The organism is Pseudoalteromonas sp. C8 (assembly GCF_011378685.1).
GTDB lineage: Bacteria > Pseudomonadota > Gammaproteobacteria > Enterobacterales > Alteromonadaceae > Pseudoalteromonas > Pseudoalteromonas arctica.
The window spans coordinates 172,067-194,986 of sequence record NZ_WTKT01000006.1 but is presented as its reverse complement, the minus strand read 5'-3'; the positions used below and the strand labels follow the sequence as shown (position 1 = coordinate 194,986).

Here is a 22,920-nt window from a genome sequence, read left to right as displayed (position 1 = left end):
TTATAATGCCTGGTAATGAGCAATTCCTTGCTCTAAATCGTTGTAAAAAGTGAGTTCACCTTTGTGTAATACAATGGCGCTGTCGCAAAAATGTCTTAACTCATCCATTTCGTGACTAACCATTATAACACTGGCATTTTTACTCTTTTGTGTAAGCGCTTGGCGAGTTTTATTTCTAAATTTTGCATCGCCCACGGAGGTAACTTCATCTATAAGATACACATCAAAATCTATACCTATTGAGCACGCAAATGCTAAACGCGGCTTCATACCGCTTGAATATGTGCTTACTGGCAGGTCGAACTTACGGCCTAACTCTGCAAACTTACGAACACGCTGTACATATGTGTCTAAATCGGCTACACCGTTAATAGTACCAATAAAACGGGCGTTTTCGGCGCCACTCATTTGTGGGTGAATCCCCGTAGCTAATGCTACCGGCCACGACAAATGAAGATCAGTTATAATTTTACCTTTGTTTGGGTACTCACTGCCAGCCAGCATCCTAAATAACGTAGACTTACCCGCACCATTAGAACCTAAAATAGCAATATTGTGGCCTGATGGAATTTCAAAATTTAAGTTTTTAAAAATATACTGATTCCCCAATGCTGAGGGGTAATATTTTGTGACGTTTTGTAGTTTTATCAACGCTATATTCCTTGTTGCATTTACTTACCTGCTTATAGCCTGTTTCCACGAGATGTGGTAAATACTTGCTGCAAAAAATAGGGCAACTAAGGCTGAAGAAAACAGATAAAACTCGCTTACAGCCTCTGTGCTGTATGTGTTATAAGCTGCATGGCGGGTTAGCTCTATTGCGTGTAAAATAGGATTCCAGTCGAGGTATGGCCAGTATTCTTTAGGTACATCTTGCATAGAAAAAAACACTGCTGATATAAAAAACATTGGCCGAGATAACACACTTTGTATTTTACTTATCTCAGGTACGTAGCACTGGGCTATTGCAAACATTAGCCCAAGCGATAAGGCAAACATCCAAAGTGTAACTATGTTTAATAGTATAAAAAGTGGATCGTCTAATTTAAAATCCATTTTTAAAAAGTACATAATCAAAAATATTAATACAAAAACCGATAGCTTAATTAACAAACTAAATAAGGCAGATGCTAAAACACTACTTATTGGTTGCACTTGCCTAAAAGCAAATAACGATTTATTTTTTTTAATAGCCGAAGCACAATTTGTGAGGGTTCCTAAAAACAGCTGTATTAGCAACATGCCATACATCATAAATTCGAATGTTGGCATTGTATGCGTATCACCACCATCCATTCTGCCACGTAAAAAAGACAGCAAAAAAATGAAGCTTAACGGCTGAAATATAGCCCATGCCAGCCCTAATCTATCGTTAAAGCCGGTGCGAATTTCACGAACAAAAAGGGCAAATATAACGTCGCGCCATATTGCCCAATTACTACGTTTAAGTACGGTAGTCATAATTAAGTTGCTACATTTGCCGCAATAGCAATTTGGTAAATTATTTGCGTAATATCTTTAACCGATTGCAAAAACTTAGTGTCGACTTTTGGTAATACTAATATTTGATCCCCTGGTTTTAAGTTGCCGTAGGCGTCTACGTCTATCATGCCGTTAGGGTGTATTACCATTATTTGCTCATAATTAGCGCGTTCGCTATAACCTCCAGCCCATGCGATGTAGTCATCTATTGTTGCATTTGGGTTATACACTAGCGCTTGTGGCATAAGTACTTCGCCGCCTATGTGTATTAGGTCTGTTTTGGCTGGTATGTAAACTACATCACCCTGCTCTAAACGAATATTAGCTACTTGGCCTTGATCTGAAATTACAACCTTGCCAAGCGGAATCGCTTTGCGGGCACGTTCTGTAAATTCTAAAATCATTTTGCCTTCTTCGGCTCTTATTTTGGCTTCTCCGTCGGAAGATGCAGGTGCTGTAAATATGCTGCGCTCTAATCTGTCCAACGATTGGTCAATCATCTCTTTTTGTTTTTTAGCTACGCTTTTACGCTGAATATAAATTGATTGATAATCGGCAAGATCTTTATCTATTTGTATGTTGGCAAGTAGGTCGTGCAAGCGGGTGTTGTTTTTTACCGCAAAGTACGATGGCCCTAAGTAACTACCCGCAACTTGAATATCGAGCACTTGTGCACGTATATCGTCGTTAAAAATAAGGCGGTCGCCATCTTTAAGTGTAAAGCTTTTAAACTCATTGTAAGGTAAGTAAACCGAAAATGGGCCTGTTTTACGATCGCCTACAATTCCTACGTGACTTACTTTAGCAAGTGGCAAAGCAAACTTTGCGAGTTGTTCACCCGTTGCTTGATTGTCGTTAAATTCAAACCTAAACGGTGCTCTTACACTTCCTGATACAACAACTGTTGCCTTTTGGCGCTCAACTAAAATTACGTCGTTATCTTTAAAGTTAAATTTAGGGAGGTAGCCACTTAAAATAAAGTCGTATAGGTCTATATTTTGAATTACTTTGTCGTCACGCAATACTTTTATAGAGCGGTAGCTGCCTCGCTCAGAGTCAATTCCGCCGGCACGCTTTAGGTAATACAAAATACTGTCGGAAGCTATTCCTGCGTATTGCCCTGGGCGAACAATACTGCCACTTATGTAAATACTCACTGGTGTTGCTGTCAGTAAGTTTACGTATATTTGTACACTACTTTTGTACACTTCTTTTATTTTATTACTTACATAGCTGTTTAGCTGGCTTGCTTTAACATCGGCCACGTATACAGGGCCTACATTCGTTATAAATAAATTTCCTTGGTTATCAACAGTAATAACTTCTGACTGATTTATTGCTCCCCATAACCAAATAGAAACTTTGTCGCCGGGTGCTATTGTGTAATCGTCGTTTAAGCCGTCTTGACGCTCGCTTTCGTAGCCGCCTGCAAATAAGTTTGCACCATACGGTGGTGGTAAACCTAACTCTGAAGTAGGCAGCAATTCGGCTGCTGACATTTCGCCTGGTAATAGTGTTCCTGAACGCCCTTGTTTATTGTATGTCCCATTTTGTAATGAAGCATTAGGTAGTTGCGTTTGGGTTGTACCTGCGTTTTCAAGCTGGCTTAAAGATATTTGCTCTGCAGCGATAGCGCTATTACTAAATGAGCTTACTGCAAAACAGGTTAATATTAAAAATACTTTAAATGTGTTGCTTAACATGTTCATAAAAGGCTTAAGCTCCAAAGCTAATTTGGTTGTTTTTATTTTCAATTACCTGAGGCGTAATTACCCATTGTTGATTAGCATTTTTACATGCAGCTCTGCGCTCTTGTTTGGCTAATTGCTCTGATTTTTTTAGGTATACTACTGTGCATAATTCACCGAGTGCTGACGTATATTGCTGGCCTAATATAAACTCAATATTATTATATTGCCCTGTATAGCCTTGTTGCTGAGTTTCTAATACTTCACTTAGTTGTTGTGGTACTACGCTCGTATCAGCAGACTTTATTGGCTCGTCTATTAAAGCCCGTGTTGCATGAAGAACTGGAGGTGCTGTAGCACAGCCTGTTAAAATAAGAAAAGGGACAAGTGATAGTATAACTTTATTTTTTTTCATTATTTATTTTCTAATCTATTGGTAAGTAACAAAATAAAATTCCTTTGATGCAGCTAAATTTGCGTTAACTTTTTCCATGCATGTCTAGTAAGTGCCGAATAGCACATAAAAAACAATAAAAAAGACACTAGCATTATCCACTCAGCTACAGCATAAACTTCAGCTAGACAACCTAGTGCGGCTAGTATACTTGCACCAGCAGAAATAACAATAAGCGAAAAACGATGGCTGTAACCAGCAGATTCAAACAAATGATGCAAATGCTGTCTGTCTGCCTGAAAAGGGGATGTTCCTGATTTAACTCTACGCATTATTACTGTTGCCATGTCCATTAAAGGCACTGCAATTATGTACAAAGCGGTTACAGGTCTTAATGCTGGCGCATCTAATTCTATTCCTATTACCATGAGCCAAACTAGAGTTAAGCCTATGAGCATATTGCCAGAGTCACCCATAAATATTTTTGTGACTGAACTATGCAGCTTGAGATTAAATATTAAATAACCCAATAAGGCGGCAATAAATAAAAAAGGTAGCAAATACCATGCATTAGTAACTCGACTTAGTAAAAAAGCTAAAGCAGTAAATGCGACTAAGCTGAGTAAACCGACTAACCCGTCCATGCCATCCATCATGTTAATAGCATTTATTCCCGCTATTATTGCAATGATCGTTAATATTACCCCAAACCCTGCTAGTTTTAGTTCAAACCAACCTAAAATATACCCTAAGCTGTGTAAATATATCTCTGTTCCAAATATAACTAACGAGGCTACAAGTACCTGTGCAACAAGGCGAATTTTTACCGAGAGTTGATAACGGTCATCTAGGGTACCCAAAAAAAGTACCAACGCTGATGCAACTAAATAAATATTTAAGTTTCGGCTGTGCTCTATAAATAACATTGAAGTAATTAGTACAGCTAAATAAATTGCAATTCCGCCAACTAAAGGAATGTTTCCTTTATGTATTTTTCGATCGCAAGGGAAATCAACCAATCCTGTTTTTATAGCTATGGGGTTAATCACTTTTATGGCAACAAGTGAGATAGTGAATGTAATTAAGAGAGGGAACCAAAAGTCCATTATTTATCCATCAATGTAAATAGGGGGAAATACTTAGGCATACTTATCATCCATAACCATGCAAAAACCTTATATTTATATGCAGTTAATTATAACTATGTTCCCAATAAATAAATACCAAAAAAAACTTAGAATAATTTATTGCGCCAAAAAGGGTATCACAAATAATAGCTCAATGCGCGATACACGCTAATCTGATCAGTACCAGCACATAAGATAGATAAGCATACTTAAACACAACCTGAACACTATGTAATTCTAGTTATACCTATACTTTACCTTTATCGTAAGATAACAGCGCTGTAACTTACCTTGAATATTTATACTTTAGCTCCTACCTTAAATGCCAATATAATAAATACGTGTCAATAAGGAAAATAATGCAAATACTTCATCACGGAGCGGTTAGTGGGGTTACTGGTTCGTGTCACGAGCTGGTAATTAACGAGCAAACAAGTGTACTTATTGACTGCGGATTATTTCAGGGTGAGGATTCTAAAGCAGATCTTTCAATTGAATTTGATATTACCCATGTAACTGCGCTTATTGTTACCCATTGCCATATTGACCATGTTGGTCGAATTCCTTACTTATTAGCAGCCGGTTTTAAAGGACCTATTTTTACAAGTATTGCATCGGCCAGTTTATTACCTTTGGTAATTGAAGATGCTTTAAAAGTGGGTGTAACTCGCGACCCTAAAATTATAGCTGCCTGCTTAAGCTTATTAAATAAACGCGTAGTTGCTGTTGATTATAAAACGTGGTTTGAACTGCCTTGCAAAGGGCTCAATAAAGCTAAGGCGAGATTACAGCGTGCTGGGCATATATTAGGTTCTGCCTACGTTGAAATTGACGTTACAAATAATGATGATAACAAACATCGTATTGTATTTTCAGGAGATTTAGGCGCGCCGTATACCCCGCTACTTCCTTCTCCTAAGCCACCTTATAAAGCCGACACCCTAGTTATAGAATCAACCTACGGCGATAAAAATCATCAAGGCCGTAAGGAACGTACTCAAACGCTAAAAAATATTATTGAGCGCGCTGTTAGCGACAACGGCGTGGTGTTAGTGCCAGCTTTTAGTATTGGCCGTACACAAGAGCTACTTTATGAATTAGAACAACTCATACATAGCTCATCTAAAAAATCTAAATGGCGAGACATTCACGTAATACTCGATTCCCCCATGGCTGCTAACTTTACCGAGCAATACAGAAACTTCAAACACTTGTGGGATAGCGAAGCTAAACGCAAAGTTGCTAAAGGTAGGCACCCGCTAGACTTTGAAAACTTAACGACCGTAGACTCACACAAGGAGCATATGGCTATTATTAATTATTTAAGCTCGCGGCAAACACCCGCCATAATATTAGCTGCAAGCGGTATGTGCACCGGAGGTCGAATAGTCAATTATTTAGAGCGATTCTTGGGCGACAAAACCACCGATGTATTGTTTGTAGGTTACCAAGGACGTGGCACGCTAGGACGCGAAATACAAAAATACGGGCCACATAATGGGTATGTTTTTATAAATGATGCTCGTATTACTATAAACGCAAAAGTACATATAATTAGTGGCTATAGCGCCCATGCAGATCAAAACGGATTAATTAAGTTTGTAACAGGTATGCCTAAAAAGCCAAGCCATATAAAAATTGTACATGGCGATGAAGATGCAAAAAGCGCGTTAGCAGCAAAGTATAAAGAAGTGTTAAGTAATGATGTTAAAATTGAGATAGGTAAATAACCTCAAGTATAGCAACTTAGCGCACTCTAACAGTCATTAAGCAAAGGAAAACACTTTTGCCGGTATCTTCTTCCCAAAAACTTTAATATTTGGAGTAATAACAAAATAAAAATACACTCCATACCCCTTACGCTGCTGTACAATGTTGCACTTTAGCTCCAATATATAAACTAGGAAGCAAGCTTTGCAAACTACATTAAACGTAATAATACCGATAATATCATTTTTAATATGTATTTTGACCGCTTACATTTTAGGTAAAACTCCCGCATTTAATTTTCTCAATGCAAGAGAAAACCGTTTTAAGAGCCTTGATGGTATAAGGGGGTTTTTAGCGTTATCAGTATTTTTTCATCATTTTGTAATCACTTATTATTGGAAAAAAAACGATATTTGGGCATCACCTCCCGAAAAGATGTTTGATAACTTCGGCAGTGTTGGTGTCGCTATTTTTTTTATTATAACTGGCTTCCTATTCATATCTAAAATAACTAAGAAAAGCACAACTAACTGGGTATCCCTTTATAAATCTAGGTTTTTTAGAATCGTTCCTTTGTATGGATTTACTTTGGTAGTTATTTCATTAGTTGTATTTGCCAGTTCTAAATTTAATTTGCACGTGTCAATCCCGATGCTTATTAAAGACTACATAAAATGGGGACTATTTCACGGGGGGAGTTTGAATGGGTTTACAGATACTCGAAAAATTATTGCCGGTGTAGATTGGACCCTTAAATACGAGTGGCTTTTTTACATCTGTTTACCTCTAATATCACTATGCATAAGCAAACTTAAAAAAGTTGGTATATATTTATTAGTAGCAGCTACCCTAATATTATTTCTTCAACCGTTCTATATTTTTTCATTTAAAACAAGTTATTTCATTTTCTTTTGTATTGGTGGCTTTGCTTCCTACTTAATAAAAAACTACAAACCCAATTTTAAGATAACAGGTAAAATAGCTTCAACCATTAATCTTCTGTTTATTATTATTGCAATGCTTTACCCAAATACATTAGATATTTTTCACGTTTTTACTATAGCTATTGTTTTTTTACTAACGCTATTAGGCAACGATCTTTTTGGAATATTTACATTGCGTTCTTCTATTATCTTAGGTGAAATTAGCTATAGTATTTACTTACTCCATGGAGTTATTTTATATCTCTTATTCACGGTAGCATTTCCTCTTGAAGCTTCAAGTAGCCTGTTAAGTGACTTTTTACTACTCATGCCTTTGACTTCAGTAGCCGTAGTTTTAATATCAGCAGCTACTTTTTTATTGATTGAAAGGCCTTGTATGAGTATTGGTAAAAAATCAACTTAGACGTTTATTTTAAAAGGAAAAATTAATTTCTTAAAGCTATTTTTCATTCCTATAATGGGAACCAGATATAAATGCTTTTAATGTGTAACTTAGGTTGAGTGGACCTTTTTTGATTTTCAATACTCTAAGGAGATTAATTGCTACCAACTTTGAAATTTTATAAAAGGCTATATGAAGGGGATAGTAATACCTCCATTGTAAACCCACATCGTAGCCTCTCTCTTTTACCCGAAACCTACTTATTCCACCCGACTCTGACTCCAACCTTGATAATGAGTGAGATAGCGGAGGAAGAATGATTACTCTTTCATTTTTTTCTAGTCTATTCAGCCTAAAACAAAAAGCCGTATCTACACCATATAAATAAAAATTATTATCAAATACAGAACCGTATACCTCTTTTATTTCGTCGCATATGTTTTTTCCAATAACTAGCCCGCTTCCTATGGCAAAAATTTTATCTTTAGATTTACATACATACTTATGATCTTGAATAATTGTGAGATTTATTATTGGACCTTCAGTTTTATTATCAAATTGAATTGTAGGAATGCCTACCTCTGATTCGCCTAGATTTAGCGCTTCAGATAAATATTGATCGTTTAAATCTGTATCGTCATCTAAAATAATATAACTTTTTGAATCAAACTGAGATATGAATAAATTATATATTTTTGCTAGTGATTCGTTTTTAATAGTTTCTTGTATTTCAACGTTAAAACCTCGAGATATTAACTGGCTAACATTACGATTATCTAATGAAAATGGGCCATTATTCCAAATTACTAACTGACAGTTACTAAAAGACAATTTAGATTGGGCAAGCCTGTTTAACGTTTTTGACTGGTGAATTTCTTTATTATAAATAATTACAATAATAGCTGAATTAAATATCTTTAGCATCTCACACTTTCCCACTTAACATTGCTAAACTCATTAGTGTAGCAGCCAGAAATATTGGTAGCATTTTTACAAAAAACAAAATAGCTGATTGATTAAACACTTTTTTATACATTAATAAATATGTTTGAACGAAATTAATATGCATCGCAATTACTAAGTACCATGAGATTGATAAAATATCTCTTTCAAAAATCCCTATTACGATAGCTGCAATCATTAGTACCGCAGATAAACAACCGCTTAAAAATAGTACACCGGCTTTATCCATTGCTTGAAAAAAGCTTCCACTCGTTGAAGCAACAACTTGGACTGGTATTGAAATCGCTAATATTTTTATAATAGGAATTACCCCCTTCCACTGCTCTCCCAGCATTATTAGTACTATAAATTCGGATAAAAAAAACATTGCGATGCCAGCAGCAATAGCAACCATAGACAGTTTAAAAGTAAATGCCATATGAATTTTTTCTACTTTATCTTTGTCATCTCTATTTTGACGTATAACAGGCTGTATTGCTGGTGTCATAGCAAATGTTAATAACATTAATGGGTATTTCATCAACTGATATGATTTATCATAAATTCCTAGTGATGCTGCACCTAAAAATTTACCAATCAAAATATTATCTAAGTTCCTAGAAAAGAAATTTATAAAGTTGAAACCGAACTGGTAAAGTGAAAAAGAAAGCAAAGGCTTTATGGCTGATAGTTGACTTCCTATTTTAGGTCTACCGAAATCCGTATTAGCAGAAAAATAAAATTGCATTAAGAATGATATACATGCACTTGCTAAATATTTAGCAGATAGAGCATAGACCGCATCTATATAATAGTTTAATAGAAAAGCTATAGAGGTAGATGTAATTTCTGCAATCGTACCTGATATCGCAATCTTATAAAACGATTGATCACGAAGCAGTAAAGCGTTTGGCACAATCGTGATAGCAAACAAGATTAGAGACACTGAGACAAATGGGACAACTTGCTCAATCCCCTTAATTTGATAAAAAGAGACTAAAAAGTCAGAAGACAATAAAAAAAGTCCGGCTAGGATAACCCCAATAATTAAAGTTAGAGTAAATATACCATCTCTCTCTTTATTGGATAATTGAGTAAGGTTTATTATTGCTGGCCCTAAGCCCGCCTCAGCCATCAACTGAAAAAAAAGATAAAAAACCATTATTGCAGCAATTATACCAAAGACTTCAGGAGTGAAGACACGAGCCAAAATCATCATTGATATTAGATTTACTAAGTAAACCGAATATCTACCTAAAACACTTTTTCCAATTGCTTTATACAACAATTTATTTTCTTTCATTAATTTTAATCGCCTATCTAAAGCCAAAATTTGCATTATTTAAAATGAACTATTTATGACTCGTTAAATTTTATTGTGTAAATAATGGTGACAATGATATAACTAAAATAGTTGTATAAAGAAATTTATACTCTTTGGGTGGTTGTACGAAGTCAAAAGTAGCACTTATATACAACCTTGATCTTTAATGATTACAGAATAATACTAAACCAATTTAAGGGATTAAACCTGTCGTTAACTGTGTTAAAAATTTCTGATAAAGAACAACTGAATAACGAAAACTTTTCCTTGTTATCGATAAATTTTTCTTACCTAAGAATAGACCACACGACTAAGAAAATTGAGATTACTTAGCGATTAAAGACTTTAAAAAATCGATCCAATAATGTTGACTTGAATAAACTGACATTTTTTTAGCTTCAGCCTGTAGTTGACTATATAAAACTTCGTCCGTAGCAAGTTTATTAACTGAATCACTTAATTCTTGCATGTTCCCAGGACTAAATATCAGTCCATTTACGTTATGCTTAACAAAAGCTTTAACGCCTCCTGTATTTGAAACGATAACTGGTTTATTGAAGGCCCAACCTTCCATAATTACCCTAGGAAAGCCTTCATAATGATTATTTGAAGGCACGACTACAACGTCTGTTTGATTGTAGTATTCGCTAAGTTCACTATTGGGTAATAACCCTGTAAACGTAACAGTTTCTTGTAGTGAAAGTGAATCAACTAATTGCTTAGCCTCATCTAAATCAGCACCATCACCTATAATAGTTAGCTCTACTTTTTCTTTTAGTTGATTCGCAACCTGAATTAAATCAAATACCCCCTTGTCTTTAACTATACGTCCAAGAAACAGCATCTTAAATAATGTTTTTCTTTTCAATGTAGGCGCTATATTACCTGGCTTTTTAGCCATTAAATCAACAAACTGATATGTGTTTTTAGGTGAGTATTTAGCACTGAAAGTCTCTAAAACATCCCCTGTGCATAAGTTAATTGTATTTTTATGTTCGCATATTTTCTTGAGTTTAATACGTAAATACTTTGAAAAAAGAAATCCAAAAACCTTTTCTGAAAATGAATACTTTGGATCTTTCCAAGTACTAGAAGAATCGGCACACATATGGTGTAAAACTTTTTCGCCTGCTTTTAAAGCTTGAATACCAAAAAGTAAGCTTCCCATTGATGGTGACCTAATCCAAAAGTATGCGCCACTATGCTCTGCGATCACTTTATCAGCATTTAGTTTATAGCTTTTAATATAACCTCGTTGAAAAAGACTCTTAATCGCAAAGTCTTTCGTAGAAGAATAGCTTGGAAATGGATAAAAATGACTTTCATTAACCTCTGTACTATAACTAAGTGGCAATGAAGCAACTTTTTTTACCGGTGAGCATACATATACAGACTCAGTGCCTATCGCATCTTGCAAAAATGCAGCTGAAGTTTGTTTGGTATAATAATTACCATTATACGAATCGAAGGTCTCACCTACGAATGCAACTATTTTCATGAAAATTAAACCTTGAAGTCAACGGTAATTAGCTTTATGTAACAAATCACGCAGTAAAGAATAAAGATAGGAAAGAAGTACTTTTTCTTACCTATATTTTGATAGAAGTAATACAAAACAAATGGCTCAAGCATTGTGTAAACCAAAGTAAAACGTCCCGAAATAACTGACGATTTCGAAAAAATCAAGCTAAAGACCACTATAACAAAACCAAAGTAGATGTACTCAGAATATTGAGCGTTGCTTTTTCTACATAATAAAAAAAGCAGTAAAAGCATGGAAATGAAAAGATAAATCAGAGATGAGATTGACTTGCCTTCTTGATATTTTGTACCGACATAATAATAGTAACCAGTGGCCATAAGAATATGATTCATTAATATACTTATACCTACTGATGCAACAATAAAAATTCCTAGCCAAAACAGGTTATTTTTTAAAAATATCTTTCTTTTGTCATTCAGTAAGTACCTAACCGAATTAGATAAAAAATAAACGACAATTATCGCATTGTGGAATAAGATGGGAAAAAGTGAAATCAACCAGAAATGTTTTTTCTTATACAAAAAGGAAAAAACGACTAAAAATAGTGATATAGCCAAACCAAATCTGATTTGTGTACCCAAAAAACCTTGAGAGATGAAAATGAGGTTTGGGAAGGCAAACAAAAATATTGCGTTATTTCTATATAAAAACGCTATTAGTATAACCTCTAGAACTAAAATAAAGATCCAAAAGCTCAAAAATTCAGACTTAAATACTTTAAAAGGATAGGCTATAGACTCGAAACCTAACTCAAATTGCCACCAATCGTTTTTATAGTTTGCTAGATAGTTTGGATAATCAACATTCAATGCTTTGTCGAAATTCATAAATAAAAATAAAACGATCAATAAAACTAATTTTAGAGAAAATAAGTAAAAGTCTCTTTTTTTTATATGCCAGCTCATTGTTATTTAATTACTCTAAATGTTTTAAGTAATTGTTTCGCAAATTTTAAACATATCGCTTTAATAAACTTAGCCAAAAGTTTGTGTTTTAAGGAAAAGACTAACGCTCTTTTATAGTGCTTATGGGATATCATTGAGCGTAAAATAACTAAATAATAAAAACCTGTTGTGGCCTCATTACTTAATAAATCTTTATACATATTTAGCCATTCCAATGAAAAATTATAATCATTTAACTTAGGAATTTGTATAAACTCATATGCAACGCTTTCTAGCAGAACAAACTTTGCACCACACTTCTCTAGTGATAAACAAAATTGATAATCTTGATGCCTTTTTAAGCTATGAAAAGGTGCTCTTTTTGCTAAAGCTGTAGGAAGTAATATGCCACTAGTTTGGATTATTTGTTGCGCTTTAAATAAGTATTCACCAACAGTTTCACCTTCTTGAATTTTACGTGTAGGGCGGATTATTTCTCGAGATCCATCAATAATCTTACATGTAGAATAAATAACAATATCTTTCCCTAGATCAACTGACTTTTGTTCGTATAACTCTAACTGCTTTTCTAATTTGGTTGGGTACCAAATATCGTCATAATCCAAAAACGCAACAAACTGCCCTTCAGCATTTCTTACACCCACATTTCTCGATAGCCCACCATGTAGGTTATATTCATTGCGTATGATTTTTATACGAGGGTCAGTAATAGATTTGAGTTCACATTTAGCTTCAAGTGGAGAGCAATCATCAACAACTATGACCTGAATGTTATTAATTGTCTGCTTAAGCGCACTCTGCACCGCTTTTATTAACAATCCAGGGATAGTTGAGTAGAAAGGTATTACCACTGTTACATGTGTCATAGGTCTATAATCTTATTTAAGTTCGTGCTTTATCCGGCATACTTTATAACGTTCAATCAGCATCATACTTTTACGAAAATAGTATAATCCTACAAACTTTAAAGATAAAAATAGCGCATAGTACTTATTTTTTATTTTTAAAAAAGCCGTTAAAAGCATAAAAAAAGAAATAATAAGAAGATTGAAAGATGTCAAATTTTAAAACATCTCTATAAAAAACCCACTGCCATTTCAGTATCTTAAATTTATTTTTCGTCATACCTGAATCATGCCGATATGACGCTAAAACATCAGAAAGACCCTCAGCATGTGGTATGTCTTTTAGGATATCAAGCCAAAGCCCCATATCTTGGCGCTTTCTTATTGTAGGCATATATTTTTTACCTACAATTGCGGTGTCGTAAATTGCAGTTAAACAACCAATTACATTCCCATATAATAATTTAGAATACGTGGTTTGCTTTGGAGGGGTAATAATACCTTGAGAATTCCCCTGGCTGTCTATCTTTTGATAGGCCGTATAGGATAGACCTATTTTATTAGCTTTCATGAATTCAATTTGTAATTCTAATTTTTTAGGTGCCCACATATCGTCGGAATCTAGAAAAGCTATAAAGCGTCCTTTAGCCTCTGCAATTGAGTTATTTCTAGCACAACCAGCACCACCATTAACCTTACTCGTAAATAATTTTATTCTTGAATCTATTTGCTGAAATTGCTTAATTAATTCACGTGTATTGTCTTGTGAGCAATCATCTGTAATTAATAACTCCCAGTGTAGATATGTTTGCCGCCTTACAGACTCGATACTCTGAGTAATATACCGACTAGAATTATAAGTCGGCATAATAATAGAAACCATTGGGCCCATTTAACGCCCCAGACCAAACAAAACGACTTTAATCGTTTTAAACATTATTTTTAAATCACCAAAAGTACTATGATGTTTAATATAGTGAATATCGTATTTATGTTTCCATATAGCATCTTCTACTGAAGCACCATAAGGATAACTTATCTGCGCAAGCCCAGTTACACCCGGCTTTACCGCGTGTCTAAACCTATAATACGGTATTTCTTTTTCGAGCTCTGTAATGAACACTTCCCGTTCAGGTCTAGGTCCTACCATTGACATTTCACCACGCAGTACATTGATAAACTGTGGTAGCTCATCGATTCTTGTCTTCCTAATAAACCTACCAACTTTGGTGACTCTTGAATCATTTGCTTGAGCCCACTGAGCTCCATCGGCTTCGGCATCACGAGACATCGAACGAAATTTTATTACTTCAAACTCTTCATTATATTGCCCTGTTCTGGTTTGCTTATAAAAAATAGGACCTCTACTCTCCAATTTTATTAAAATCGCAAATAAGATACCAATAGGTAATGTAAGTAAAATTAATAGTATTGCACTAAGCACATCAATAAATCGTTTTGCTACCTGCGTTTTTTTCACTGATAAGATAGAAAATGCTTTTTGATGTAAAAAATAGTTACTTTGGAGAAGCTGTACCTCAGTAAAACCCAGCCTATTATCTAAATAACTAACTAATGGCTCTACCCACGCACCAAGCTCAGTTGCTTTAACTAAATAGTCTTTTTGAGTTTTACTCAAATTTGTACTTTCAAAGTGACAAATAACTTTTAAACTAAAGTCTTTTATTGAATAATCATTAAAAACCAGCTCAAATTCATATTCTTTAAGTATGCTTTGAAGCTCTTCAGTTCTATTTTCGGGACAAAAAATGAAAATAGTATTTTGTTTTAAAACTTCTTTTTTTGATTTAAATCGTTTCACTGAAAAGTTACCCATTAGTGTGTTCATTAATAGATTCTTCTGGATTAGAACTTAAGTACATAACTGAAACGATAAATAGCGATAGTAATAGTCCAGCTAAAAATCCCAAAATGCATATTAAAGATCGTCTTGGTTTAAATTTTTTTTCGGGAACGATCGCGGGATCGACCGTTTTAAATACATATTCAGTTCTAACGTTTGCAAACATTATTATTTTTGCTTGCTCTTCTAATAGGGTAAATAAAATTGATTTCATATTTGATATTTCAGTGTTTTGAATCTGTTGGGTTAAAAACAAGGTGCTTTTTTGTGCTTCATCAACATCTCTAATTCGCATAACCTCATTTATATCTGTCACTAACCAGTCAACCCAATTCTTAGCAATATATGGCGAGTAATGCTCTACAGATAGTTTAATCATGCCTGTATCAGGATCTAACTCCACACTCATGGCTTCTTGTAATTTGATATATGCTTCTTGCATAGATGGCTTAGCTTTAAAAGGGAGCTTAACTTCTCTTACCCACTCTTGAGTCTCGCTATTAAATATTTCTTTATCGTATGAAATTTTATTTTGATATAAGTCCCATTCTTTAACTGCCATCAAGTCTTTAAGAATGTCGTGCTGCTCTATAAATTTACTACTGAACTTTCTTGATTTTAAAACTTCAATTGCCAAACCTGTTTTACTCGAACTACTCGAACCACCTAAATCTACTCCAGCAAGGTTAGCGATACCACCAAACTGTCCAGCTAAGGAAGCTAAACCGTTATTTTGTTGCTGCTCAGCTGGAGATAATAGAGCCTCAGCCTTATAGATATTTGGCAACTGTAGTGCGTATATAACTACTGCAATACTAATGATTGAAGTTATTAATGCTATTAATAGCTTTTTAGACCATATAAAGATGAAGAGCTCTCTGAGATCAACTTCATCATTTTTAACTAAGCCTTCCTTGGACTGAATATAGCTGCTATTTTCCATGACTTAATGAAACCTTTTTAGTATTGCTACGTAATTTAAAGTATTTGTAATGTAAAAATACATATCACAAACTTCCAATAGCAGCGACAGCCACACCTAACTGATAAAGAATCTGCGTTGCTGTGCTCCAAAGCGTTAGCTTATCCATGTGCCCTGCATCCATTGGTATTACTATTGTGTCACCGGGTTCTAACTGTTCAGCATTATTAGCTGCAAACCAGCCACCTGTACTTGGTATTTTCACTGAACCATTGGCTTTAATAATGTAAATTCTATCTTCAGCAGCACGCTCTTTAAGGCCACCACTTAGCGCAATATAATCATCAACACTAACACCTGATTTATAAAGATGTGATGTTGAGTAGTTAACTTCACCTATTACACTGATTGAATCGCGCTTGCTTGGTACATAAAGTGTATCGCCATCTTGTAATACTAAGTTTTGTTGATTATTTACAATTAAAGGTAAGTCAATTACTAAACGCCCTACAGCTTCAACACTTGCGAGGTCGTTTAACAGCATGTTCATTTCTTCATAAGAAAGTGTGCTGCTACTCACCGAGTTTTGGAAGCTTTTAGAAGCTATATCGCGGCGAAGCTCTGTGGATAAACGCGCTAGTTGTTTTTGTTCTTGTTCTTTAATTGATGTACGGGTAAATACAGCTGCTTTTTGCTCTGCAAATTGTGAAAAACCACCCGCGCGTTCCAGTAATTCAGTTAGCGTTTCACCTCGGCGTATCGTGTACGTACCTGGAAATTTAAGCTCACCTTTTAATTCTACTTTTACGTTTTCTTGCCAGTTTGGAATAGCGAAAACGTTTATGCTGTCTTTACTTTGTAACGTAATATTACTTTGAAGATCGCCCTTCATGGCGCTTTCAAGATCAAATCGTAAGTGTTCTATTTTAGAACCATCGCTGGCTACAATACGTGTAATTTCAGCTTGTTTTACGTAGGCAGACTCCAATAAACCACCGGCTGCAGTTATTAAGTCTTTTACCTCACCACCAATCATTAGTGGATAAATACCAGGGAAAGTAACATTCCCGCTGATTTCAACTAATTGCATAGCTTGTTGCACTGATGCTTGCTGTTTAAATTTAGCAATAATCGGCGCTAATAAGTTATGGCGGCTAAATAATGCGTAATCTTCAGGTTTGAGTTCTTGGTCTTCTTCTTCTTTTGCTTTGCGTTTAGAAATTTCAGCAATTGTTAGTATTTTATTGTCTTCAAGAACAAGCTCTTCGTCTTCTTGATTAACACCAATATATTTTTCGAACTCTTTTTGCTCAAACTTGTGCCATTGCTCTGCTTTTTGTTGCTGCTCTTGTTGCTCTTGGCTAAGGGCCATATTTGCTAGAGCTGATTGCTCTGCTTCTTTTTCTTCAAAACGACTAAATACAACTATCTTGTCATTAGCTTTAAGTTGTAAGTTGTTTTCAGGATTTTTAATAATCGCTTGAGCAACGTCGAACTGATGCGCTTCTATATCACCGTTTACATTTATTTCGCGGATTACGAGGCCGTAGCTTAAATCGGCTTGCGGTAGTAGGTCACCGCGTATAGATTTAAGTACATCTGAAATACGCTTGCCTTGGTGCCATTGATAATTACCTGGGCGTGCTACTGCACCAATTAAGCTAATTGAATTTTGATATTGCGAGCTAACTGAATTAAAGCGAATACGGTCGCCATCTTGCGGGATATAGTTAATTTGTGGTTTTGAAAAATCGACCGAGAGTACTTCTTTACGGTCGAAGTTGAAGCGCTCTACCACTGCATTTTTAGCATAGGCATTTGGTTTGAGGCCTCCGGCCATTGCTAATAACTGCTTAGCAGATTCACCTTTTTTAAGTTCAAAAATAGCGGGACGTTTAACTGCACCTTCAACTGTTACTTGAGCGCCAACTGATGGTATAAATACAACATCACCCGGTTTTAATACGATATCGTTGCTGCTATCGCCTTTAATAAGTAAGTCGTAAAGGTCAAAATTTGCTACAATCTTGCCTGCGCGTTTAACTTGAATATTACGTAGAGAAGCAATATCAGACACGCCACCACTTACAAATAATGCGTGCGAAACGGTTGTTAATGATGAAACACTGTAGCTACCAGGCTTGTAAGCCTCACCTAGCACTAAAATACGCATGCTACGAAGCTGACCAAGTGATACAAACGCTTTTACACCTATTACCTCTTGCTCTACTTTTACTTTTATTAGTTCTTTAATTTCAGCAAAGGTTAAACCAGTCACTTCTACAGGGCTTAAGTCTGGAATACTAATACGTCCTTCACGGTCAACTATAACTTCAAAACTTTCACTTTCTTTACCGTAAAAGTTTATTTTTAATTGATCGCCAGGGCCCACAATATATGTATCTGGTACTGCGGCATTTTCGCTTGGCATAAACGTAGTAGGTTCACCTGCAAACAACTCATAGCCATATGGCTTAAGTTCGTCTATTTTTGGTTTAAAGCGCTCTTCATCTGTAAGCTCTTCTTTTTCAGGCTCGGTACGCTCACCAATACTACTTTGCTGCTGTGTATTATTTTGAGTATTAGATTGGTTTGCACCAGTGATCGTTGATATATCAACACCATACTGTTTTGCTAGCGCTTCTTGTTGAGCTTTTGGTAGCTTTTTAAACTGCTCAAGTTGAGACGCTGTTGGCGTAAAAGCCAAAGTACTAAAACTACAAAGTAGAATAAAAGCACTAATAAATTGTGTAAAAACTTTCACGAGTAGGCATATCCCTAGGTCTACAACCAAAATTGGCCGCTATAATACCTTAATTATAAGCAAATAAAAAAGGGACTTTCGTCCCTTTTGTCACTTAAATGTCATTAACTTAACTACATTGGTTAAAAACTGTAAACCAACGTGAATGACGTTTCTGTGTCAGTGCTTTCTTTGTCATCAGCAACATCTGAGTTGTTAGTGACATTAAAAGCGACTTTCATTTGTAACGAGCCGTTTATTTTTGCAAGTAATGCAGTTTCAGAACGAGTTTTAGTGTTTGTATCACCGTACTCTACAGCAACTAATTGAGTAAAACGTGCACTCTCAGAAATTTGCCAGTTGTAATCTAATTTACCTAAGGCAATTACTTCGCCTTCAAATTCACCAGCAAGAGAGTTACCGTTGTCATCAACTTCAGAGCTGTCATCTGGGTATTCAAAATATTTATAACCAGGACCAACTTCGGCACTTAACCACATTGTTTTTTCGTTTAATAAACGTAGACCGTAACCTGCAGAAATTACTGACTCACTTCTATATGCTCCAAAATAATCTGAAACGTGTGAACCATAAATGAATAGATGAGAATGATCTTCATTTAATTTGTAATTACCTTGCGCTGAAATCGAGTACTTTTCATTAGTGCGCTGCTTATTTTTGTCGCCATTAGCATCTTCAACTTCATCTTCTTTATAGATGCCGTCTAGTTTGTATTCGTTGTTCCAGTTTTCAAGGTTGTGCTGTACTTTAATACCACCTTTGAGTGTGGTCGTTTCTGTATTACCACTTGTGATAATAGCACCTAGTTCACTGGTAACTTCCCATGTTCTTTGTTCTGCGTCTGCGTCTGCAGCAAATGCATTTGTTGCAGCAGATGCTGCAACTAAAACTGATAAAAGCTTTAATTTCATTAAAAAATAACCTTTGTATAAATGTATACCTATTTTATTAAAGCGTTACTTGTTAGAGCAAGCAAAACAGCTAAGTAATAATGTAAAAAATTTCATGCAGCAAATACTGCATGAAATTTTATGTCTAATAGCCGCTTTATCACTACAACAATTAAAGATAACTTTAATTAAATAACTATTTAAAATTAGTCTTGCTTGTGTAAATGAACATCCATTTGTGGAAATGGGATTGCAATATTTGCATCATCTAATGCAATTTTAATATTTTCCATTAATGACCAGTAAGTAGGCCAGTAATCAGCAGAGTTAACCCAAGGGCGAACAACAAAGTTTACGCTAGAATCACCTAGCTCAGATACAGCTACTGTATAAGCTGGGTCTTTAAGTATGCGTGTTTCTGCATCTAATACAGATTTTAATACTTCTTTTGCTTGACGTAAATCAGCATCGTAACTAACACCAATAACTAAATCGATACGGCGAGTAGACTCACGCGAGAAGTTAGTAATAGCGCCTGACATTATTTGAGAGTTTGGTACGATGATTACTTTATTATCTGGAGTACGAAGTTCAGTTGAGAATATTTCGATTTTCTTAACAGTACCCATTTTATTACCTGCTTCAACAAAGTCACCAGACTTGAATGGGCGAAGTAAAATAATAAGTACGCCTGATGCGAAGTTAGATAATGAACCTTGTAATGCTAAGCCAACAGCTAAGCCTGCAGCACCTAAAATAGCAATGAACGAAGTTGTTTCAATACCAATTTGCGAAAGTGCCATTAAAATAGTAACAGCAAATACAAGTGTGTACACAATGCTTGAAACAAACGACCCTACAGCTTTATCTACTTTCTTTTTAGCAAAACCTTTTTCAGTTAAGTTAGAACAAAACTTAGCGATACGACTACCAAGTAAAAAGATAACAAGCGCAACAACAGCTTGTATACCGTAGTGTAAGATTAGGCCTGAGTTATCGTTAAGCCAATTAAGTACTGAATCCATATTTACTCCAAATGTTTTTTATTAAGCGTTTTCCGAGCATTATTATACATTAATTTACAATTTATTCTCATAGAATAATGAATTAATACTATTAAATTCGCCTGTATTCGATTTTTCGCGAAGGTTATGCGACAAATATGTTACCTAATCCCCGTAAATACTAGCTGTCCAACACTGATTAAATTTGTTTATTTTAATTTATTTCACTTTTAGACTTCACAACATTTATTATTTTATGTATTATGCGCGCCACACCAAACAAGGTGTGTGTAGTGGCGGTTGTAGCTCAGTTGGTAGAGCCCCGGATTGTGATTCCGGTTGTCGCGGGTTCAAGCCCCGTCAATCGCCCCACTTTTTCTCCTAGTAATGCCCTTATTTATATTTTAATAATTCCCCTAAATTATATTTTTTAATATGCTATACAGCATACCCAAGCTTTATTACCCAAATTAATTAATATTTTAAGCTAAATTAGTTTATCAGCAACCTCTCCCCTTTAATTAGTTTAACTTGAAGATTTATTAGCAAGTATTTAGCCTGCAATTAAATAACATTTATTTAACCAATGTGATTACATTGGCTGTACTTAAGTACAAAAAGTGCTAGATTTCTAGTACTAATACCAAACCTGCATAAATATTTGAGCAACTTAACGAATTAAATTTCACTAAAACGTTGTTAAAATTTTTTTATTTAGAACAACTAGATACAAAAATTTTCGCCTAGTTCTAGCGTGATTTTCTTAACGTTAAATAGACCTCACATATAAGCAGATTGGTATAACATCACTTTATTACAAAACATCAAACTTCCTATGGGATATAAAATTAAGCATGATTAAACAGCTTTTAAGAAATTTACTATGTAGTTATTTGGCCTTAATAAGTTTTAGCTCATTGGCTCAAAGCAATGATGAATATGATAATCTATTGATTAAACTGCAAAAATTAGTTTCTGAAAAGAAATATACTCAGGCTTACGAAAAAAGTAACAGTGAATTTCAATACTTAGGTGAGCCTGTTTATGATTTTTTACTTGGGGTTTCTGCGCTTAAAACAGGAAATGCGGCACCTGCTGTATTTGCTTTTGAACGCGTAGTTGAAAACAACCCTAGATGGTATGAAGCTCGCTTGTACTTAGTTCGTGCTTATTTAACCGTTAATAATTTACCTGCTGCCGATACCCAAGCTTTAATACTGATTAACTCACCTAATACACCTAATAACATAAAGTCTTCGGCCCAGTCGTTACTTGATACAACCACACTTAAAAAGCAAGAAGCTGGACGTTCTTATAAGCAAAATATTGAGCTTGCCCTTGGCGTTGATGGCAACGTAAATGCGGGTACGGCAGAAAATACGATTATAATCCCTAATATTGGTGAATTTTTATTATCGCCAGAAAGTAAAAGTACGCAAGACAACTATGCGCGACTAAATTACAGAGGAAAGTACTCTCACCCTATAGATCAGAAAAGTTTAATCACTTTGAGTGTTAATACCGGGTGGTACAAGTTTGCAGAACTCAGCCAATACGATCGTATAAATGCGCATATTAATGCTGCCTATCAATATAAACAAAATGACATAAGTTGGTTTGCACAAGTATCGACGACTCCATTAATGCTTGATGGCGATCTTTATCGTACTGAATCAGCTTTAACAGCAGGTGCTAGTTATAAGCTGAATAAACAAGTTAATTTATTTAGCTCTGCGACTGCGGGTGTTTTAAATAATAGATTTGATGAAAAGCTCAATAATTCGTTTTATGCAATAAACGCAGGAGCTAGCTATGCAACTAAGCAATGGTTTCAAAGTTTAAGTGTTAACGCTAAAAATGAAGAAGCCGATATTACTGAAGGTGAATTTAATAGCCGTAATATTACGAGTTTGTACTACCAAGTGAACACTCAACTAGCTCAACATTGGCAGTTGTTATCTCTTGCTGGATACCAATGGATTAATTATAAAGATGATCACCCTTTATTTTTACAAGAACGTGCCGATAACCTCTTTATGCTCTCAACCACTGTTCGCTATTTAGTTAATCGTGATTTAGCAATACAGTTGGCTGCCAACTATCAAGATAAATCCAGTAATATTTCTTTATTCGAATATGACCGTTTAGATATCAATTTAAGCGCTTCTTACTCATTTTAATTTAAGGTAT

The 22,920-nt window shown here is 35.1% G+C and carries 18 protein-coding genes and 1 tRNA gene; 4 read left to right on the top strand and 15 right to left on the bottom strand.

Annotated features, from left to right (window positions below; genetic code table 11):
* Genes GQR39_RS08095 through wecA form a run of 5 tightly spaced genes read right to left on the bottom strand, consistent with a single transcriptional unit; the run spans position 1 to position 4,670 of the window.
* Positions 1-651 (bottom strand): ABC transporter ATP-binding protein, encoded by a 651-nt coding sequence (locus GQR39_RS08095; RefSeq protein ID WP_165735319.1) that lies wholly within the window; start codon positions 649-651, stop codon positions 1-3.
* 24 nt (positions 652-675) lie between these two features.
* On the bottom strand, positions 676-1,461 hold the full coding sequence (locus GQR39_RS08090) for an ABC transporter permease (RefSeq protein ID WP_165735318.1): 786 nt from the start codon (positions 1,459-1,461) through the stop codon (positions 676-678).
* A gap of 2 nt (positions 1,462-1,463) precedes the next feature.
* Positions 1,464-3,191, bottom strand: coding sequence for a polysaccharide biosynthesis/export family protein (locus tag GQR39_RS08085; RefSeq protein WP_165735317.1), 1,728 nt, complete (start codon positions 3,189-3,191; stop codon positions 1,464-1,466).
* A gap of 7 nt (positions 3,192-3,198) precedes the next feature.
* Entirely contained in the window at positions 3,199-3,585 is a 387-nt protein-coding gene (locus tag GQR39_RS08080) for a hypothetical protein (RefSeq protein WP_152609335.1), read from the bottom strand.
* Between the two features lie 53 nt (positions 3,586-3,638).
* Positions 3,639-4,670 carry a UDP-N-acetylglucosamine--undecaprenyl-phosphate N-acetylglucosaminephosphotransferase gene (wecA, locus tag GQR39_RS08075; RefSeq protein ID WP_039485641.1) on the bottom strand — a complete coding sequence of 344 codons (1,032 nt, stop codon included), beginning with the start codon at positions 4,668-4,670 and terminating at the stop codon, positions 3,639-3,641.
* A 380-nt stretch (positions 4,671-5,050) separates the two neighbouring features.
* On the opposite strand from wecA, the gene GQR39_RS08070 reads away from it, so the two are divergent.
* Both GQR39_RS08070 and GQR39_RS08065 read left to right on the top strand, forming a co-directional pair.
* Complete coding sequence (locus tag GQR39_RS08070) at positions 5,051-6,421, top strand: MBL fold metallo-hydrolase (RefSeq protein WP_165735316.1); 1,371 nt, start codon at positions 5,051-5,053, stop codon at positions 6,419-6,421.
* Positions 6,422-6,605: 184 nt separating this feature from the next.
* Positions 6,606-7,748, top strand: coding sequence for an acyltransferase (locus tag GQR39_RS08065; RefSeq protein ID WP_165735315.1), 1,143 nt, complete (start codon positions 6,606-6,608; stop codon positions 7,746-7,748).
* Between the two features lie 36 nt (positions 7,749-7,784).
* Here the strand turns inward: GQR39_RS08065 and GQR39_RS08060 are convergent, their stop codons facing one another.
* The 10 genes from GQR39_RS08060 to GQR39_RS08010 form a co-directional block, all read right to left on the bottom strand.
* Positions 7,785-8,651 carry a hypothetical protein gene (locus GQR39_RS08060; protein ID WP_165735314.1) on the bottom strand — a complete coding sequence of 289 codons (867 nt, stop codon included), beginning with the start codon at positions 8,649-8,651 and terminating at the stop codon, positions 7,785-7,787.
* Between the two features lies 1 nt (position 8,652).
* Positions 8,653-9,972 (bottom strand): lipopolysaccharide biosynthesis protein, encoded by a 1,320-nt coding sequence (locus GQR39_RS08055; protein WP_165735313.1) that lies wholly within the window; start codon positions 9,970-9,972, stop codon positions 8,653-8,655.
* A 346-nt stretch (positions 9,973-10,318) separates the two neighbouring features.
* Positions 10,319-11,491 carry a glycosyltransferase gene (locus GQR39_RS08050; protein ID WP_165735312.1) on the bottom strand — a complete coding sequence of 391 codons (1,173 nt, stop codon included), beginning with the start codon at positions 11,489-11,491 and terminating at the stop codon, positions 10,319-10,321.
* Between the two features lie 952 nt (positions 11,492-12,443).
* Positions 12,444-13,307 (bottom strand): glycosyltransferase family 2 protein, encoded by an 864-nt coding sequence (locus GQR39_RS08040; RefSeq protein ID WP_165735310.1) that lies wholly within the window; start codon positions 13,305-13,307, stop codon positions 12,444-12,446.
* A 124-nt stretch (positions 13,308-13,431) separates the two neighbouring features.
* Complete coding sequence (locus GQR39_RS08035) at positions 13,432-14,178, bottom strand: glycosyltransferase family 2 protein (protein ID WP_165735309.1); 747 nt, start codon at positions 14,176-14,178, stop codon at positions 13,432-13,434.
* Positions 14,179-15,135 (bottom strand): exopolysaccharide biosynthesis polyprenyl glycosylphosphotransferase, encoded by a 957-nt coding sequence (locus GQR39_RS08030; RefSeq protein ID WP_165735308.1) that lies wholly within the window; start codon positions 15,133-15,135, stop codon positions 14,179-14,181. It abuts the gene before it with no gap.
* Positions 15,116-16,093: a Wzz/FepE/Etk N-terminal domain-containing protein gene (locus tag GQR39_RS08025; RefSeq protein WP_165735307.1), complete on the bottom strand. Its 978-nt coding sequence runs from the start codon at positions 16,091-16,093 to the stop codon at positions 15,116-15,118. The genes GQR39_RS08030 and GQR39_RS08025 overlap by 20 nt, the downstream gene beginning before the upstream one ends.
* Before the next feature lie 64 nt (positions 16,094-16,157).
* Positions 16,158-18,836, bottom strand: coding sequence for an SLBB domain-containing protein (locus GQR39_RS08020; protein WP_165735306.1), 2,679 nt, complete (start codon positions 18,834-18,836; stop codon positions 16,158-16,160).
* A 122-nt stretch (positions 18,837-18,958) separates the two neighbouring features.
* Positions 18,959-19,747, bottom strand: a complete 789-nt coding sequence (locus GQR39_RS08015; RefSeq protein WP_165735305.1) for a DUF481 domain-containing protein — start codon at positions 19,745-19,747, stop codon at positions 18,959-18,961.
* Between the two features lie 185 nt (positions 19,748-19,932).
* Positions 19,933-20,751 (bottom strand): mechanosensitive ion channel domain-containing protein, encoded by an 819-nt coding sequence (locus GQR39_RS08010; RefSeq protein ID WP_165735304.1) that lies wholly within the window; start codon positions 20,749-20,751, stop codon positions 19,933-19,935.
* A 275-nt stretch (positions 20,752-21,026) separates the two neighbouring features.
* Here GQR39_RS08010 and GQR39_RS08005 point away from each other — a divergent pair.
* Together GQR39_RS08005 and GQR39_RS08000 are read left to right on the top strand one after the other, a co-directional pair.
* Positions 21,027-21,102: transfer RNA gene (locus GQR39_RS08005), tRNA-His, on the top strand.
* A 482-nt stretch (positions 21,103-21,584) separates the two neighbouring features.
* Entirely contained in the window at positions 21,585-22,910 is a 1,326-nt protein-coding gene (locus GQR39_RS08000) for a surface lipoprotein assembly modifier (protein WP_165735303.1), read from the top strand.
* The last annotated feature ends 10 nt before the right edge of the window (positions 22,911-22,920 follow it).

What these genes read in the sequence shown, in the direction of transcription:
- GQR39_RS08035 (WP_165735309.1), bottom strand. Translation starts at nt 14,178, where the DNA reads ATGGGCCCAATGGTTTCTATTATTATGCCGACTTATAATTCTAGTCGG.
- GQR39_RS08025 (WP_165735307.1), bottom strand. Translation starts at nt 16,093, where the DNA reads ATGGAAAATAGCAGCTATATTCAGTCCAAGGAAGGCTTAGTTAAAAAT.
- GQR39_RS08040 (WP_165735310.1), bottom strand. Translation starts at nt 13,307, where the DNA reads ATGACACATGTAACAGTGGTAATACCTTTCTACTCAACTATCCCTGGA.
- GQR39_RS08010 (WP_165735304.1), bottom strand. Translation starts at nt 20,751, where the DNA reads ATGGATTCAGTACTTAATTGGCTTAACGATAACTCAGGCCTAATCTTA.
- GQR39_RS08085 (WP_165735317.1), bottom strand. Translation starts at nt 3,191, where the DNA reads ATGAACATGTTAAGCAACACATTTAAAGTATTTTTAATATTAACCTGT.
- GQR39_RS08050 (WP_165735312.1), bottom strand. Translation starts at nt 11,491, where the DNA reads ATGAAAATAGTTGCATTCGTAGGTGAGACCTTCGATTCGTATAATGGT.
- GQR39_RS08080 (WP_152609335.1), bottom strand. Translation starts at nt 3,585, where the DNA reads ATGAAAAAAAATAAAGTTATACTATCACTTGTCCCTTTTCTTATTTTA.
- wecA (WP_039485641.1), bottom strand. Translation starts at nt 4,670, where the DNA reads ATGGACTTTTGGTTCCCTCTCTTAATTACATTCACTATCTCACTTGTT.
- GQR39_RS08090 (WP_165735318.1), bottom strand. Translation starts at nt 1,461, where the DNA reads ATGACTACCGTACTTAAACGTAGTAATTGGGCAATATGGCGCGACGTT.
- GQR39_RS08070 (WP_165735316.1), top strand. Translation starts at nt 5,051, where the DNA reads ATGCAAATACTTCATCACGGAGCGGTTAGTGGGGTTACTGGTTCGTGT.
- GQR39_RS08060 (WP_165735314.1), bottom strand. Translation starts at nt 8,651, where the DNA reads ATGCTAAAGATATTTAATTCAGCTATTATTGTAATTATTTATAATAAA.
- GQR39_RS08000 (WP_165735303.1), top strand. Translation starts at nt 21,585, where the DNA reads ATGATTAAACAGCTTTTAAGAAATTTACTATGTAGTTATTTGGCCTTA.
- GQR39_RS08015 (WP_165735305.1), bottom strand. Translation starts at nt 19,747, where the DNA reads ATGAAATTAAAGCTTTTATCAGTTTTAGTTGCAGCATCTGCTGCAACA.
- GQR39_RS08030 (WP_165735308.1), bottom strand. Translation starts at nt 15,135, where the DNA reads ATGAACACACTAATGGGTAACTTTTCAGTGAAACGATTTAAATCAAAA.
- GQR39_RS08055 (WP_165735313.1), bottom strand. Translation starts at nt 9,972, where the DNA reads ATGAAAGAAAATAAATTGTTGTATAAAGCAATTGGAAAAAGTGTTTTA.